The sequence below is a fragment of the uncultured Acinetobacter sp. genome, from assembly GCF_947626835.1.
Taxonomy (GTDB): Bacteria; Pseudomonadota; Gammaproteobacteria; order Pseudomonadales; family Moraxellaceae; genus Acinetobacter.
Window position 1 is genome coordinate 132,583 of the sequence record NZ_CANQTS010000001.1, and the last position, 15,007, is coordinate 147,589.

Annotated in this window: 18 protein-coding genes; 3 read left to right on the forward strand and 15 right to left on the reverse strand. The window is 42.5% G+C overall.

What is annotated here, in order from left to right:
- Nucleotides 1-20: 20 nt before the first annotated feature.
- The 5 genes from Q0Z55_RS00685 to Q0Z55_RS00705 form a co-directional block, all read right to left on the reverse strand.
- On the reverse strand, nucleotides 21-419 hold the full coding sequence (locus Q0Z55_RS00685) for a DUF3106 domain-containing protein (RefSeq protein WP_297422760.1): 399 nt from the start codon (nucleotides 417-419) through the stop codon (nucleotides 21-23).
- The gene (locus Q0Z55_RS00690) at nucleotides 409-729 is read right to left on the reverse strand and encodes a hypothetical protein (protein ID WP_297422763.1); all 321 of its coding nucleotides are present in this window, start codon (nucleotides 727-729) and stop codon (nucleotides 409-411) included. The genes Q0Z55_RS00685 and Q0Z55_RS00690 overlap by 11 nt, the downstream gene beginning before the upstream one ends.
- Nucleotides 726-1,340, reverse strand: coding sequence for an RNA polymerase sigma factor (locus tag Q0Z55_RS00695; protein ID WP_297423263.1), 615 nt, complete (start codon nucleotides 1,338-1,340; stop codon nucleotides 726-728). Before Q0Z55_RS00695 ends, Q0Z55_RS00690 begins: the two co-directional genes overlap by 4 nt.
- 152 nt (nucleotides 1,341-1,492) lie before the next feature.
- On the reverse strand, nucleotides 1,493-2,269 hold the full coding sequence (locus Q0Z55_RS00700; RefSeq protein WP_297422767.1) for an RNA methyltransferase: 777 nt from the start codon (nucleotides 2,267-2,269) through the stop codon (nucleotides 1,493-1,495).
- A 49-nt stretch (nucleotides 2,270-2,318) separates the two neighbouring features.
- The gene (locus tag Q0Z55_RS00705) at nucleotides 2,319-3,290 is read right to left on the reverse strand and encodes a class 1 fructose-bisphosphatase (protein WP_297422772.1); all 972 of its coding nucleotides are present in this window, start codon (nucleotides 3,288-3,290) and stop codon (nucleotides 2,319-2,321) included.
- A gap of 182 nt (nucleotides 3,291-3,472) precedes the next feature.
- Here Q0Z55_RS00705 and Q0Z55_RS00710 point away from each other — a divergent pair, with 182 nt between their 5' ends.
- The gene (locus tag Q0Z55_RS00710; protein ID WP_297422775.1) at nucleotides 3,473-3,658 is read left to right on the forward strand and encodes an NF038105 family protein; all 186 of its coding nucleotides are present in this window, start codon (nucleotides 3,473-3,475) and stop codon (nucleotides 3,656-3,658) included.
- A gap of 36 nt (nucleotides 3,659-3,694) precedes the next feature.
- Here the strand turns inward: Q0Z55_RS00710 and pal are convergent, their stop codons facing one another.
- From pal to Q0Z55_RS00745, 7 genes are all read right to left on the reverse strand, one after another.
- Nucleotides 3,695-4,273 (reverse strand): peptidoglycan-associated lipoprotein Pal, encoded by a 579-nt coding sequence (gene pal, locus Q0Z55_RS00715; protein ID WP_297422780.1) that lies wholly within the window; start codon nucleotides 4,271-4,273, stop codon nucleotides 3,695-3,697.
- Nucleotides 4,274-4,305: 32 nt separating this feature from the next.
- Entirely contained in the window at nucleotides 4,306-5,583 is a 1,278-nt protein-coding gene (gene tolB, locus Q0Z55_RS00720; protein WP_297422783.1) for a Tol-Pal system beta propeller repeat protein TolB, read from the reverse strand.
- 175 nt (nucleotides 5,584-5,758) lie between these two features.
- Entirely contained in the window at nucleotides 5,759-7,090 is a 1,332-nt protein-coding gene (tolA, locus tag Q0Z55_RS00725) for a cell envelope integrity protein TolA (protein WP_297422787.1), read from the reverse strand.
- Between the two features lie 3 nt (nucleotides 7,091-7,093).
- On the reverse strand, nucleotides 7,094-7,540 hold the full coding sequence (tolR, locus tag Q0Z55_RS00730; RefSeq protein WP_297422790.1) for a protein TolR: 447 nt from the start codon (nucleotides 7,538-7,540) through the stop codon (nucleotides 7,094-7,096).
- Complete coding sequence (gene tolQ, locus Q0Z55_RS00735; protein WP_297422793.1) at nucleotides 7,540-8,238, reverse strand: protein TolQ; 699 nt, start codon at nucleotides 8,236-8,238, stop codon at nucleotides 7,540-7,542. The genes tolR and tolQ overlap by 1 nt, the downstream gene beginning before the upstream one ends.
- Nucleotides 8,239-8,263: 25 nt before the next feature.
- Nucleotides 8,264-8,671: a tol-pal system-associated acyl-CoA thioesterase gene (gene ybgC, locus Q0Z55_RS00740; protein ID WP_297422796.1), complete on the reverse strand. Its 408-nt coding sequence runs from the start codon at nucleotides 8,669-8,671 to the stop codon at nucleotides 8,264-8,266.
- A 191-nt stretch (nucleotides 8,672-8,862) separates the two neighbouring features.
- Nucleotides 8,863-9,765, reverse strand: a complete 903-nt coding sequence (locus tag Q0Z55_RS00745) for a hypothetical protein (protein ID WP_297422799.1) — start codon at nucleotides 9,763-9,765, stop codon at nucleotides 8,863-8,865.
- Nucleotides 9,766-10,038: 273 nt separating this feature from the next.
- Between Q0Z55_RS00745 and Q0Z55_RS00750 the strand changes: the two genes are divergently transcribed.
- Nucleotides 10,039-10,746 carry a hypothetical protein gene (locus Q0Z55_RS00750; protein WP_297422802.1) on the forward strand — a complete coding sequence of 236 codons (708 nt, stop codon included), beginning with the start codon at nucleotides 10,039-10,041 and terminating at the stop codon, nucleotides 10,744-10,746.
- Between the two features lie 23 nt (nucleotides 10,747-10,769).
- Here the strand turns inward: Q0Z55_RS00750 and ruvB are convergent, their stop codons facing one another.
- The 3 genes from ruvB to Q0Z55_RS00765 form a co-directional block, all read right to left on the reverse strand.
- Nucleotides 10,770-11,777 carry a Holliday junction branch migration DNA helicase RuvB gene (ruvB, locus tag Q0Z55_RS00755; protein ID WP_297422805.1) on the reverse strand — a complete coding sequence of 336 codons (1,008 nt, stop codon included), beginning with the start codon at nucleotides 11,775-11,777 and terminating at the stop codon, nucleotides 10,770-10,772.
- A gap of 9 nt (nucleotides 11,778-11,786) precedes the next feature.
- Nucleotides 11,787-12,389 carry a Holliday junction branch migration protein RuvA gene (ruvA, locus tag Q0Z55_RS00760; protein WP_297422808.1) on the reverse strand — a complete coding sequence of 201 codons (603 nt, stop codon included), beginning with the start codon at nucleotides 12,387-12,389 and terminating at the stop codon, nucleotides 11,787-11,789.
- Nucleotides 12,390-12,458: 69 nt separating this feature from the next.
- Nucleotides 12,459-13,799: a deoxyguanosinetriphosphate triphosphohydrolase gene (locus tag Q0Z55_RS00765; protein WP_297423266.1), complete on the reverse strand. Its 1,341-nt coding sequence runs from the start codon at nucleotides 13,797-13,799 to the stop codon at nucleotides 12,459-12,461.
- 157 nt (nucleotides 13,800-13,956) lie between these two features.
- On the opposite strand from Q0Z55_RS00765, the gene Q0Z55_RS00770 reads away from it, so the two are divergent.
- A complete protein-coding gene (locus Q0Z55_RS00770) occupies nucleotides 13,957-14,973 on the forward strand; it encodes a M20/M25/M40 family metallo-hydrolase (RefSeq protein WP_297422811.1) in 1,017 nt (338 codons plus the stop codon).
- Nucleotides 14,974-15,007 lie beyond the last annotated feature (34 nt).

The window sequence follows — 15,007 nt, forward strand, 5'->3', positions numbered from 1 at the left end:
AGCCTCATTTGAGGCTTTTTTTATGGCGAAGTAGGAAGGGATGTATATTTTAAGATATATTCTTCACGAATTGCATTGCGTGCTTCAGGCGTGGCCTCTGCCAAACGCTGGCCAAGATCACGTCGCTCGGCACTGCTCATTTTTTGCCACACTTCACGCATTTTTTGTTTATCTTGCTCAGGTAACTGGGTAAACCAATCAATACGTTGTTGCAGACTATGGCTTTGTTGTTCGGGTAATTCTTTTAAGCTTTGATAACGTTGGATTGCGGCGAGCTGTTCGGCATCACTCATACTTTCCCAACTGTCCACTTGCGTGTTGGCATCTTGACTAAACAGCCAAAAACGTTCAAAACCGGCAAAACTGCTTTGTAAAAAACCAACAGCACACAGTGCCAAGGCGACTTTTTTAGCTGCCATGTGGACCTCGATCTTCACCCAAAACTAACAACATATCTAAATCTTCCACCATTTGTGGTGAAAGTTTAGGTGAGACTACAGCCTGATTCATCTGTGAGTCGGTCAGGTCATGAGATTGCGGTAAAATAGCAATACCGGTGACCGCCGCTGCCAGTGCAAAACCTGACATTTTCCAAAGACCATAACGAGCGGTCTTTTTTTGTTGAATACGGTCCAAGACCTGATTCATCACTTGAGCCTGATCGTGTGGACGGTGGGCCAAATGGTCGAGTTTGGAAGTGACTTGTTTTAAGTAATCATCATGTTTCATGTTGATGACCCTCCCAGATGTGGATTTAAGTGTGCGAGTGTGGCACGAAGTCCCTGAATCGCACGGTGATAGTGAGTTTTGACACTACCTTCGGAACAATTCATGATGTGCGCAGTGGTTTGAGTATCAAACCCTTCCCAAGCACGCAACATAAAGGCTTGCTGCTGACGCAGTGGCAATTGCTGGATGGCGGCTTGAATTTCCTCAGCAGTGACAGCTTGATCTAGGAACTCGAGTGGGTTGAGTGCGCTTTCATCAACCACATCCTGAACGGCGAGATCTTCATCATCTAAGCTGACTTTTTTAAAAAAAGAAAATGGATGAGCGCGGCGCATTGCACGCCGCCGCCAATCGTGCAATTTATTATTTAAAATGGTGTAAAACAGGGGATACCATTGTTCACTAGGACGATCACTATAGGCGCCGTGTAGCGCAATAAATGCCTCTTGCACCAAATCCATAGCAATACCATGCTGACCTTGGGTGGCGCTTTCCATCATCACCAAAGCACGTCCAGTCACCTCTTGCATAAAAACTTTCAGACGTTGTTCGCTCGTACGTTTTAACATACTTGCATCTTGGCTTTGCGCGTGTTTCGGTGCTACATCCATAGAGATGGAAAATCCTGTCATTGGATCCCCAGCATTATTTCCATTGTCATAGTGTTATAACGTTAGAAATAATGCTTTGGTTGACAATGCAATTATTATTTTTTTAATCAAGTGTAGAGTTTTGACACAAAATACAATTTTAAGTCAAAACATCACAAGCGTTGACGCACCATTTCAAAGAAACAAATTGAACCTGCAATGGCAACGTTTAAAGATTCTTGACCGCCCGGTTGTGGAATGGCAATGGCTTTGGCATGTTCTAAAGCATATTCTGATGCACCTTGACCTTCATTGCCTAAAATCCATACGCAAGGTTGGGTAAGATCTTGTTCATACAGACTGGTTGAGCGATGTGAGCTGGTCACGTAAACCGGAATTTCAAAGCGTGATAACACATCTTCTAAGGCTACATTTTCAAAAGTTTGTAAGCTAAAGTGCGCACCCATACCGGCACGTAACACACGCGGTGACCAAAGCGATGCTGAACCTTTGCTACAAATCACTTGTTTAATGCCGGCTGCTGCCGCAGAGCGCAGCAAAGTACCAGCGTTGCCTGGATCTTGGACATTTTCTAAGATTAAAGTATCTAAAGAAAAATCAAGGCTTAGGCGAGATGTAGGTTGATCAATCACCGCCAAACACGGCAAGGTAGTACCCAGTGTACTTAAATCACGATACAAGCTCTCTGCAATCACAAACACCGAACCTTGATATAGATCCAAAATATCGCAGATTTCAGGATGAGTCAGTGATTTTTCCGTGGTGAAAATTGAATTAATTTTCTTGTCTTGTTCAAGCCAAGCTTGGCACAAATGCGTCCCTTCAAGCACAGTTTGACCTTGCTTTTTACGGTAGCTGTTTTGTTCAATTAAGGCACGTAAATGCTTAATCTTTGGATTATCTTTTGATTCTAAAAAAATAACAGACATGGGAGAGGCTCATGCCCATAAGCCACATGACTTACGGGCAATAAAAAAATTAGTGGTAGCTGGTAACAAGATCAACTTCATGTTTTGAACCAATAATCACCGGTACACGTTGGTGTAAGTCATTTGGTTGAATGTCTAAAATACGCACGCGACCTGTGGTTGAAGCACCGCCGGCTTGTTCCATCAGCATACTCATTGGGTTAGCTTCATACATTAAACGTAAACGACCCGCTTTTGCAGGATCTTTTAGGTCATATGGATACATGAAGATACCAGAGCGACATAAAATACGGTGAATATCACCCACCATACACGCCACCCAACGCATGTTAAAGTCTTTTTCACGCGGACCTGTTTTACCTGCCAATAATTCGTCAATATAACGCTGAACTGGTTGTTCCCAGTGGCGTTGATTCGATGCATTGATGGCATACTCTTTGGTATCAGCAGCTACTTGGATGTCTTGTGAGGTCAATAAAAATTCTTGGCTGTCTAAGTCATAGGTAAAGAACACAGTGCCTGCACCAACAGTCAGCGCCATCATGGTTGATGGGCCATATAGCACGTAGCCTGCTGCAACTTGTTGATTACCCGCTTGCATAAAGTCAGCGGCTTGAGTGACTGCATTTTTTGCCGGTAAAATTGAGAAAATCGTGCCGACACACATGTTAATATCAATGTTGCTTGAACCATCTAATGGGTCAAACAAAACTAAATATTCACCATTTTCTTGTGCAGGGGTGAAGTCATCTAATTCTTCAGAGGCCAAACCACCGACATGTGGATGGACTTTTAAAGCATCAATTAAATAATCATTTGAAATCACGTCAAGCTTTTTTTGCTCTTCACCTTGTACGTTTTCATTTTCTGCACTGCCTAAAACGCCTGCTAAAGCGCCTTTTTGTAATAACACATCAATACGTTTACAGGTATTGGCAATGGTGTCGATCACTTGCGCCAGTTGAGGGGTCAAATTGCCACTTTGTTGTTGTAAAAATTGGGAAAGCGTAAGATAGGCCATCGTCGGAAGACTCCACAGTGTGAATAAACACATAGATCATTAGAAAAGTTGAGGGCTATTTTAGAGGAGAACCAACAAAAAGAAAAATTAAACTCGACCTTTTACCGATCTTTTGGGCTTGCAAGTTCATTAAAAACTGCTATGTTGATGAAAAGGATAAAAACATGCTGAGGAGTATCGCAATGAGCACGCAAAAATTTGATGCCACCCCAACGCCGAGTGAAGGGATTAGCTTAGATGAGATTTCAGCTGAGCATATGAAACAAGCATGGCAAGATTATTCAGCCAAACCTGAATATAAAGAGTTTAACAAACATGATTTGATTGAATCTTTACAAGATAAAGCAGACGAGCAACAAAGCTCATAAAAAAAAGCGCTCATAGGAGCGCTTTTTTGTGTTTGCTTATTTCAGTAAAGGTGGCACAGCTTCATAGTTAATTTCAACACGGCGGTTTTCTTTCCATGCTGCTTCATTATGACCCGTCGCCACTGGCATTTCTTTACCATAGCTAACCGCTTCAAGTTGGGTTGGACTCACACCTGTAGTCACTAAAAAGCTTTCAACAGCTTTAGCACGACGTTCGCCCAATGCCATATTGTATTCACGGGTACCGCGTTCATCGGTATGACCTGTGAGTGCAACACGTGAATTGGCATTGGCGATTAAAAATTGTGCATGGGCTTGTAGAGTTTGTAAATCAGTGCTTGAAAGTTCACTGCTGTCATAGTCAAAATGTACCACACGTTTGGCTAAAAAAGCTTTGTTGGCTTCGGTAACACCTTTGGCTGAGGCGCCTGTAAGACTTTGTGCTGCAAGTGCGGCATCTTCGCTTAAGCCTTGGGTATCAACGCTAATGCTTGGGGTATTGTTGCTTAAGCCGCCATCGGTAATGGTGGGTGTCACAGGTTTGCGGTTGGCACAACCCGTCATGATTAAAGCACCGGCCAAAAGTGGTAACATCATCAATTGCATGGTTTTCATGGTTATTTTTCCTTAAATTAAATGAATTTTGATTATTTAGGTGCCCAAGCGGGTTCACGCACTTCACCAACTTCACTTGGTAAGTTCATACGAAAACGTCCATCAAGTGACATAATCGACAATAAGCCACGATTGGCTTCACGCGTGGCATATACCACCATCTGACCATTAGGTGAAAAGCTCGGTGATTCATCCAAACTGGTTGGGGTCAACACATTGGTCACACCACTGTTGATATCTTGAATAGCCACTTTGTAATTGCTACCACTTGGACGATGTACAAGGGCAATTTTTTTACCATCGGCACTTAAACTGCCGCGCGCATTAAATGCACCACGGAAAGTTAAACGTTTGGTATCACCTGAATTAAAATCGTAACGATAAATCTGTGCCGAACCACCACGGTCTGAGGTAAAAATAAAACCTTGACCATCTGGGGTATAGCGTGCTTCGGTATCAATAGCACTGTTATTCGTTAGGCGTTGTAGGCTACGTGAAGCTAAATCCATTTGATAAATTTCAGGATTGCCATGCATAGAGGCGGTAAACAGCATGCTTTTACCATCAGGTGAGAAGCTTGGTGCACCATTTAAACCACGGAAACTGGTGAGCTTTTCACGGCTACCGCTAGAGAGATTTTGTAAGTAAATCGCAGGTCGCTTGCTTTCAAAAGACACATAAGCAATGCCTTTGCCATCGGGCGTCCATGCAGGGGATAAAATCGGATCACGCGAAGTAAGAATGGTTTTAGGTTGCTCGCCATCGGTGTCGGCAATTTGCAAGGTATAACGTTGCTCAGGCGTGGCAGGATTTCGTAATACATAAGCAATACGACCGCTAAAATCACCTGCAATGCCAGTTAACGCTTGGAAAATAGTATCACTGATTAAATGTGCTGCTTGACGAGTACGTGAAGCAGGTACGGTGAGCATTTCATTGAGTAAATAGCTGCCTTTTTCTACATCATACAATTGATAATGAATCGCGATGCTGCCATCGGCATTGGTTTTACTGGAACCTGTGACCACGTAAGGTACACCTGCAGCTTTCCATGCGGCTGCATTGGGTTGATCAATAGCTGCTGTGGCAGGTAAATTTTTAGAGGCACTTGAGAATTTACCAGAACGATTTAAGTCATTTTCAACAATTGGATAAATATTAGAATCACTGTTAAACGGTACAATGGCAATTTTTGGACTTTCTGCCGCAGTTTTGACAATTTCTAAGTGCAGTTGAGCAAAAGTTTGGCTGCTTAAGCCCGCGCCTAAGGCTGCGATCATTGCTAAGCCGAGTAGGTTTTTACGCGTCATATCCTTGGGTCCATTTCAATACGCAAAAGCTTGGAATTTTTGTAAAAATTTTAACAGTTATGATGACAGATATTGAATCAGAAAAAAGCCCTAGGCTTGGTTTTTATTGCACGATTGATGTAAGCAATTTTTTTTTACAGTGCTAGTTTTATTTAAAATAGCACTGTGATCAAGCTTAGTTTGCTGTAAAGCTTGAGGTAAAACTACGTGCTTCACGGCGTGCATCTGGGTCAGATGGCATTGGATAAGGGGCCGCTGCACGTACGGCAGCTTCAATACTGGCTTTTAAATCAGCATTGCTGGCACTAACCACCACAGATTGTACTGATCCATTGTCACTTAAAGTCACGCGTGCTGTTGTTTTTTGCCCTGAAATACCGCTTGGAATATCCCATGCACGGCGGATTTTACTCTCAAAATCACGCTTGGCAGTAGATGCAATTTTTTTGGCTTCGGCCTTTTTAGTGGCAGCTTCTTCTTTGGCTTTTTGCGCAGCAGAAGCTTTAGCCTCGGCATCCGCCTTGGCTTTTGCATCAGCATCTGCTTTGGCTTTTGCAGCGGCATCCGCTTTGGCTTTTGCAGCGGCATCCGCTTTGGCTTTTGCATCAGCATCCGCTTTAGCTTTTGCAGCGGCATCCGCTTTGGCTTTTGCATCAGCATCCGCTTTAGCTTTTGCAGCAGCATCTGCTTTGGCTTTTGCAGCGGCATCTGCTTTGGCTTTTTGAGCAGCATCCGCCGCTTTGGCTTTTTGAGCAGCATCGGCTTTGGCTTTTGCAGCGGCATCGGCTTTGGCTTTGGCTTTTTGAGCAGCATCGGCTTTGGCTTTTGCAGCGGCATCGGCTTTGGCTTTTTGAGCAGCATCCGCTTTGGCTTTTGCAGCAGCATCCGCTTTGGCTTTTTGAGCGGCATCGGCTTTGGCTTTTGCAGCAGCATCCGCTTTAGCTTTTGCATCCGCTTGCGCTTTTTCTGCTGCGGCCTGAGCTTTGGCTTTTTCTGCGGCAGTTGCTTTGGCAGCATCGGCTTGTGCTTTTGCTGCAGCGTTTTGAGCAGCATCTGCTTCAGCTTGGGCTTTGATGCGTGCCGCTTCTGCGGCTTTATTTTGTGCCTCTAAACGTGCCGCTTCTTTAGCTGCTTGTTGTTCAGCAAGTTTGGCTTGCTCAGCAGCTTTGGTTGCATTTAACTGACTGGCACTAGGTGCAGGGGTGGGTACAGGCACGGGAATAATCGGAGCTGCGGCAACAGGATCAGCAGTTTGCGTGATTTGCTTGGCCACTTGCGTATGTGCGGTTTCTGCTTCTTCGACTTCAGCAGGAACAGGCTTTTGAGGAATAGGCTCGGGCACTAAATCTTCGGGACGAATCAACACTGTTTCAAGCGGTTTAGGTGGCTTAAGGGGTTGATTCATGCCCACATACAATAAACCTACAATTGCAAGAATATGTACCCCTGCGGTAAAAGCAAGGGCAATCTTTTTCTGAGCAAAAGGCGGTTTTTCAAACTTTTTCATGGCTTAAGACACCGGCTCGGTGAGCAAGGCCACTTTACTTAAACCTGCATTTTGTAAATGGTGCATTAAGCGAATCACATCCCCATAAGGACGAGACTTTTCGCCATTAATCACCACGGTGAGTTCACTATTTTGTTGTTGCTGTGTGCTTTGTGCTGCTTGCAAGGCAGTTTCAAGTTCATCCAGACTTAAAGCTTGTTCATTGTTGTAATCTTGATATTTCAGTAAATATTGACCGTTTTTATCAAGTGTCACAATCGCAGGTGGCGTATTATTTTCAAGTGGTGTGGCATTGGCTTGTGGTAAATCCACTTGAATGCCACTGGTGATCATGGGCGCTGTGACCATAAAGATCACCAACAATACCAACATCACGTCAATATAGGGCACCACGTTCATATCGCTATTGAGTGGTTTTTTGATGCGGTTAAAACGGCCTGAATGTCGCATTAGGCATCATCCTGTTTTGAACCCACCGATTGTGCTTGTAGCAGCGCCACCATTTCTTCAGCAAATAAAGCACGATCGCCATAAATGCTGTCACTTTGACTGGTAAAGTGGTTAAAGGCCAATACCGCAGGAATGGCAGCAAATAAACCAATTGCGGTGGCAATTAAGGCTTCAGCAATCCCTGGAGCTACAGTCGCTAGGCTGACCTGAGCGACTTCAGATAAACCAATAAAGGCATTCATAATGCCCCACACGGTACCAAATAAACCAATATACGGCGCGACCGAACCAATACTGGCCAAATGGTTTAAACCATGTTCTAAATGACTCTGATCGCGGCTTAAACCGACGCGTAAAATACGTTCAGTGCCATCAATACTTTGCGCTAAGGTAGCTTGGCGTTTTTGTAGTTTTAAAAACTCGCCTTGACCTTGGTAGAACACATCTTCTAAACCAGTACGCTGGGTATTGAGTTGGGCATTGTTATATAGGGTGGAAAGTTCAGCCCCCGACCAGAACATTTTTTGAAAATGTTCATCATCGCGCTGGGCTTTTTTATAGGTCAAATGTAACTTAGCAATCAAATACCAACTGTAGAAGGATGCCAGTAATAACACCAACATCACCAATTGTACCACTGGACTTGCTTGTAAAATAAGATCTGAGATCTGAAGTGAAGATTCGAGTTGTGTTGCCATAGTTACATGTGCCAATTAATTTTTTTTAATGTGTTTCCAAGTGGCGCGCAATTAATTCACGCATTTCCTCTGGAAGTCGGCGCGGCTTCATATTGGCATCAATACATGCCAATTCCACCTCACCTGAAGCTAGCATGATTTCATCACGATAAATATTTTGTTGCAATACAAAAGATGTGGATTTACAAGAAACAACGGTCGCTGTGACGGTAATTAAGTCATCCATTAAGATAGGGCGCATATATTTAAGGGCAATTTTGTGCACCACAAAGTTATAGTCTTTTTGATGCCAGTAATGTTCGATGCCGCAAGCACGCAACCATTCGGTACGGGTGCGCTCCATAAAGCGAATATGATTGGCATGATACACAATGCCACCTGCATCAGTATCTTCAATATAAATACGAATAGGAAATTCAAATTTATTCTGCATATAACGCTTCCATCGATAAAATTGCGAAATGTACTGATCTGTTGGCAGCACATCTCAAATAGGAGGATTTAGATAAAAGGCATTTTAGCAGAATGATAATTTAGTCCTATGGCTGAACTGACCAATTGTAAAAAACAGCAATTGGCAAAAAGTATCTAAAATCAAAGTGCAATACCAAGACCTTAAGCAGCTTACTGTGGCATGTGTTCAAATACCAAAGGTAGATTTAAGCGCGCAGGGGCATGATGCCCATACAGCAGTGCTTTTTGAATTTGTTGATAAAGACTGTGATCTAATGCTTTTAGACCACTACTTTGTGTGATCTGACTATCAATGAGTTGACCTTGGGCATTAAAGGCCAAGCTAAAGCTGATATAGCGAGTTTGCCCATTTAAATCAGCTACTGTGTATTGAAGCTTGGGGAAATATTGCCAAATTTTTGCCGCATCTTGTGGAGCAAGGTCATCGTGTAACTGAATATGCTGACTTTGCTGTGTATATATAGGGCTCGTTAACACAATTGGCAAGGTAATCTGTTGAGGGGTGAGTTTTGGGTTAAAACGAGCGTCTTTGACTTGCGCCATGATTTTTTCATCTAGATATCTTAAGCCTGTACCGTTAAGAATTTCGATGCGTTGAATAAAGCCTTGCTTGTCACGGCTGAGGCGTAAATCTAGACGTCGATTTTGACCTTGTAGTTCTTGATGTTGATAACTTAGATTGGGTTGAATCAGCCAAATGTTGGCATTTAAAGGAGCTTGATTTAATTTAAGCGCCACAGGTAAGGTGGCATACCACCTTTGCCCTTGCGGTTTAAATCTTGCTTGCATAATGTCATGTTGTACTTTTTGATCGAGTTCAATTAAACCAGAGCTGTTTAAGACCTCGGTTTTTAAAATGTCACATGCTGAATTGCCAATGATCTTTAGGCTAAGGTTACGATCTTGATGCGCTAACTCAATATTGGTGTATTGAAGTACGGGTGCTTTTTCCCATTGTGGTTGAGCAATTTCAAGGTCTTTGCTTGGTTGTGCCTGTGCATTGATACAGGCAATGAGCCAGATCAGGCTGACTAAAAATATTTTAATTTTCATGCTTATTCATTAGATGATTTTTTTATGTATGTTAATGAAAATCCATAAAAAATTAAAGTAAATAATTCTCATTATTTTTTTGGATTAAGGTTTGAGGAATCATACTTGAATTTATCTGTTGTTTAAAATGTGTTTGTGTTTATAGGTTATGCCCAATAGCATAGCGGTTTTATATGTTTGCGATTTTAAGAGGGGAAAATGGCAGAACAGGAAAATAAAGAAACTATTGTCTTTTTACCGTGGGTGGTTGAGCCACAGCCATAAACTCAAGCGGTGATTTTACAGCAACCCAGCGAAACACATTTACGTTTAGATGCCACAACAGATAAAACAGCAATTTCTTCTTTTGTAATTGCAACTATCATTGCATTGGCTTTAGCAGGATTGGCAACGTGGCTTGCGTATTGGTATGGACGGAAAAGCTTTGATTTAACTAAACAGTCTTTTGATGCAGTGATGGCACAGATTAAAAGTTCTGAACAACTTATGTTGGAATCAAATATAAATTTTATAAATAAGCAAAATGACCTCAAACTAAAGGAAATAGAACTAATATATAATCAAAAATGGGTTGAGGATTCTCGTGAATTTGCAGCTATTTATTTGAGTAATTTACAGATAATTATGGATGAGTTTAATTTTGCACTGCATATGATTGGTATTGATAAGTTTTCTAAATTGAATTTAGATCATGATAAAAGAGAAAGTAAGTCATATGGCAAACTGGATGATTTATATAAAAACCCTCAATCTAATTCAGTGAAACTCAAACTATTTTTTGACTATAGAAATGACAAAAATCACCAAATTCTTAGTTCGGAAAAAACAGTCATGTTAATGTTAGTAAGACAATTTCAATATTTATTTATAAATGATCAAATTAAATTTGAGAGAGAGTTATCTAATTTAGGGCAATGCATAGAAAAATTACAGCAGGAAATTCTGAATATTATTTTAGAAAAAGATATGGGTGGGAAATAATCCCACCTATCTTATACTTACTTCTATTTCTCTTTCGGTTCAGGTGGTGTCATCCCAAACTGCATATACGCCATATTAGTGGCAATTCGTCCTCGTGCAGTTCGCATCACATAGCCTTGCTGAATCAAATATGGCTCAATCACGTCTTCTAAAGTGCCTGAATCTTCTGCCATCGCTGCTGCTAGGGCTTCTACACCGGCAGGGCCGCCATCAAAACGCTCAAGCAACATACTTAAATAACGGCGGTCTAAAGTATCTAAACCGGATTTATCTACGTTTAGCATATCAAGCGCACGTTGCGCCATGTCTTGATTGACTTCGCCTGTGCCTTTGACTTGGGCATAGTCACGTACCCGACGTAATAAACGGTTGGCAATACGCGGTGTACCACGCGCACGACGGGCAATTTCCATGGCACCCTCATCGGTCATGGGTACATCCATTAAGCTTGCTGAGCGTTTTACAATATGGGTTAAATCTTCAACCGAATAAAACTCCAAACGCTGCACAATACCAAAACGGTCACGTAATGGTGAAGTTAATAAACCGGCACGCGTAGTGGCAGCCACCAAAGTAAATGGAGGCAAATCCAATTTAATAGAACGCGCACCTGGACCTTCACCAATCATAATATCGAGTTGATAATCTTCCATCGCAGGATAGAGAATCTCCTCAATCATCGGCGACAGACGATGAATCTCGTCAATAAATAACACGTCGCCTTCTTCTAAATTGGTCAGCATGGCGGCTAAATCACCAGCACGCTCCAAGACAGGCCCCGAAGTAGATTTTAAACTACCGCCCATTTCACGCGCGATAATATTGGCAAGTGTGGTTTTACCCAAACCGGGTGGACCAAAAATTAAAGTGTGATCGAGCGCCTCGGCACGACCACGCGCCGCACCAATAAAAATCTCCATCTGCTCGCGTACCACAGGCTGACCAATATAGTCGGCAAGTGAGGTGGGGCGGATGGCACGGTCAAAATGATCTTCGGGCTTTTCAGTGCCACTCATGAAACGTTCTTGCATAATCTCAACTTATTTATTCAACGACTTGAGCGCCGCACGGATAATGTCACTGGCTTCGGTGTAATCACCTTTCACCGCGTTAATCAATTTTTGTGCCTCAAGCGGTTTATAACCTAAAGATTGTAAAGCAGCTTCGGCTTCAGCCACAGCCGAATGCGAATCAAACTGAATTTGTGTGGTGGTAGCATTGATGCTGCTTGGTGCAGCCGCTAAGGCTTTAAAACGATCACGCAGTTCAATCATTAAACGCTCAGCGGTTTTTTTACCCACTCCGGGCACTTTAACCAAAGTGTTGACATCTTCATGTTCTACAGTGTGAATCAGCATTTCCACACTTAAGGTAGATAAAATACCAAGTGCCATTTTAGGCCCAACCCCATTGACTTTGAGTAAGGTACGGAAAATGGTTTTATCTTGCTGAGTTAAAAAGCCATACAGTTGTTGCGCATCTTCACGCACCACCAAATGCGTCCATAAAGTGACCTGCTGACCTTTTTGCAGTTGGCAAAAAGTCGACAGCGAAGTATCGACTTCGTAGCCCACACCATTGACATTAAGCACCACGGTTGGGGCTTCTAAGGCAAAGACTTCACCGATTAAACATCCAATCATTTGTTTTGATTCACTCTATTTTGACTGCTTTACATAGTAGACAGGCAGCTTAAAAAAGGCAAAGTTTGCTTAGATTAAACCAACCTTGTTGCCTTGTAGTTGCTGTGCCAATTGATAGGCTTGATGATCCGAAAATTTCGAGATGATATCCAACACTTGCATAATATTGCTGTAATGATGATCGCTAAATTGGGCACCTGCGCGTTGTAACATGGCCATTAAACGCTGTTCCTTAAAATTTAAGGTTTTATGCGGTGTGGTCAGCGGCACAAAAGCATCTAAAATATTTTGCAAACTTTGATGGGCAATAATCTCAAGACCGGCTTTTTGTGGATGTTCAAAAATCTGATCACGGGCCAAGTTTTTTGCCGCTTGAATACCGGGGGCAATATCGGGCGCACAATACTGTAACAGTGAACCTTGTAATTGACCCATTAAAATTTGCTCATGACAACGCGCAAAAGCATTGGACACTTCTTCCACTAAGCGTTTCATCACTCGACCACGTAAGGCTGCAATTTTTTGCTGCCATGTGCTCAACGGCATAGCAAGTTCTTGCGGACGTGGATAGTCACCCAATAGATTTAAGAAAATCGGCTCCACTTGTTCATAACTGAGCATATTTAAAACAATGCCATCTTCTAAATCAATTAAGGCATAGCAAATATCATCAGCCGCTTCTAATAAGTAGGTCAATGGATGACGACAATAATGTAAATTTCCTAATTGAATTAAACCCAACTGTTCAGCAATCTGCTGCAAAATATGTTTCTCTGATTGATAACAACCAAACTTTGCGCGTTGATGGGCAGCCACATCACCTTGTTCTTCAATGGTTTTAGACAACCACGGATATTTTAAATAAGCACCTAAAGTGGCATACGTGAGGCGCATCCCACCATCATCGGGATGATTGTCAATTTTAGTCAATAAGCGTAAGCCTTGTGCATTGCCTTCAAATTGACGCACATCGGCTTGTTCAGCAGGTGAAAGCGCAGTTAAAAAATTGCTATGCGTTGCATCGTCAAACCACTCACGAATGGCATATTCACCGGCATGTCCAAACGGGGGATTACCAATATCATGTGCCAAACAGGCTGCTTGAATAATGGCACCCACATCGGCGGCACTGACCCAAGGCGGTAATTGGTCTTTGATTTTTTCTGCGGTGAGCATGCCTAAGGAACGCCCAATACACGACACTTCAAGCGAGTGGGTTAAACGAGTATGAATCCCATCGTGCTGTGCCATCGGGTGCACTTGGGTTTTACGATTGAGCTGACGAAAACTTTGCGAAAAAATAATCCGATCATAATCTTTATGAAATGGGCTACGGGCTTGTTCAGAACTTTGGGTCTTGCTGCCCATACGTACTGTGGACAGCAACTCTAACCAACGCATTTGTGTCATGCCATCTCGATTTTGTTGTGTTACGGTTGATGTCATCATGCCAAAAAAACTACAGTCTGCCTAGCGCTGTGCGACATAACTTGTCTTGTGGTTAAAATCCAAGCTACGAACTTAAAAACTCAGGTATGCTAAGTACATAACAAGAGCGAGAGAATTTATGAAACGCACATTGATTGCTGCTTTATGTGGGGCTTTGAGTTTAACTGCCTGTAGCCATTTACCTCAGTCAACCCAAGTTACACCACATCAAACAGCCAATACAGCTGCAAGCATGTGGCAGCACCTTGAACAATTTCAAAACATTGCCAAGCAACACGACAATCAACGCAGTGTGGGAAGTTTAGGTGGCCAAGCCAGTGCTGAATATATTTTAAAAATTGCCAAAGCCACGCCTTATAGTGTGCAAATGTTGCCATTTGAAAATCGTGAAAAAACCGTTGGGCAAAATATTGTGGTCGAGATCAAAGGTCAAAACCCCAATAAAGCCATTATAGTGGGCGCGCATTATGATTCAGTCACAACGGGACCCGGTATTAATGATAATGCCTCAGGGGTTGCGGTACTTTTGGCTGTGCTACAACACTATGCTCAACACAATACAGCACCGCCTTATAACATTTACTTGGCATTTTGGGATTCAGAAGAGGTGGGGATTGCTGGCTCGCAATATTTTGCTAAGCAATTGAGCAAACAGCAGTTACAAGGTATTCAAGCCTATATTAATGTGGATATGGTGGGGACTCAAAATCCAACTGCTTTGGTGCTAGATGCCGATAAATCGTCAGTCAATGATTTAGAACAGCAGCTTAAAGCCAGTGGAATGCCACTTAACGATTACACCGCGATGCTAGATGGGCTACGTAGTATTCCAAGCCATCAAGGTGATGCACATTTACAACAGGTCTTAAGCGACTTTTTAAAGCGCAAAAATATTCCAGTTCGCGAAGATGTGTCCACTTTAGTAGCCAGTGACACAGCAGGCTTTTTAGGCAAAGTGCCAGTCGCATCTATCATTTTATTTAATGAACAAATGAAAGGCGACATTTTAGAGTTTGCGCCGTGTTATCACCAAGCGTGTGATGACCTAAGCCAGATTGATCCGGCATCCTTACAGTTGGCTTATGAGGCTATACTGCAACTGATTGATGCAGCACAAACTACACATCTCAACTAATCTGCTAAGCCCAGTCGATTTTTTAAACAAAATC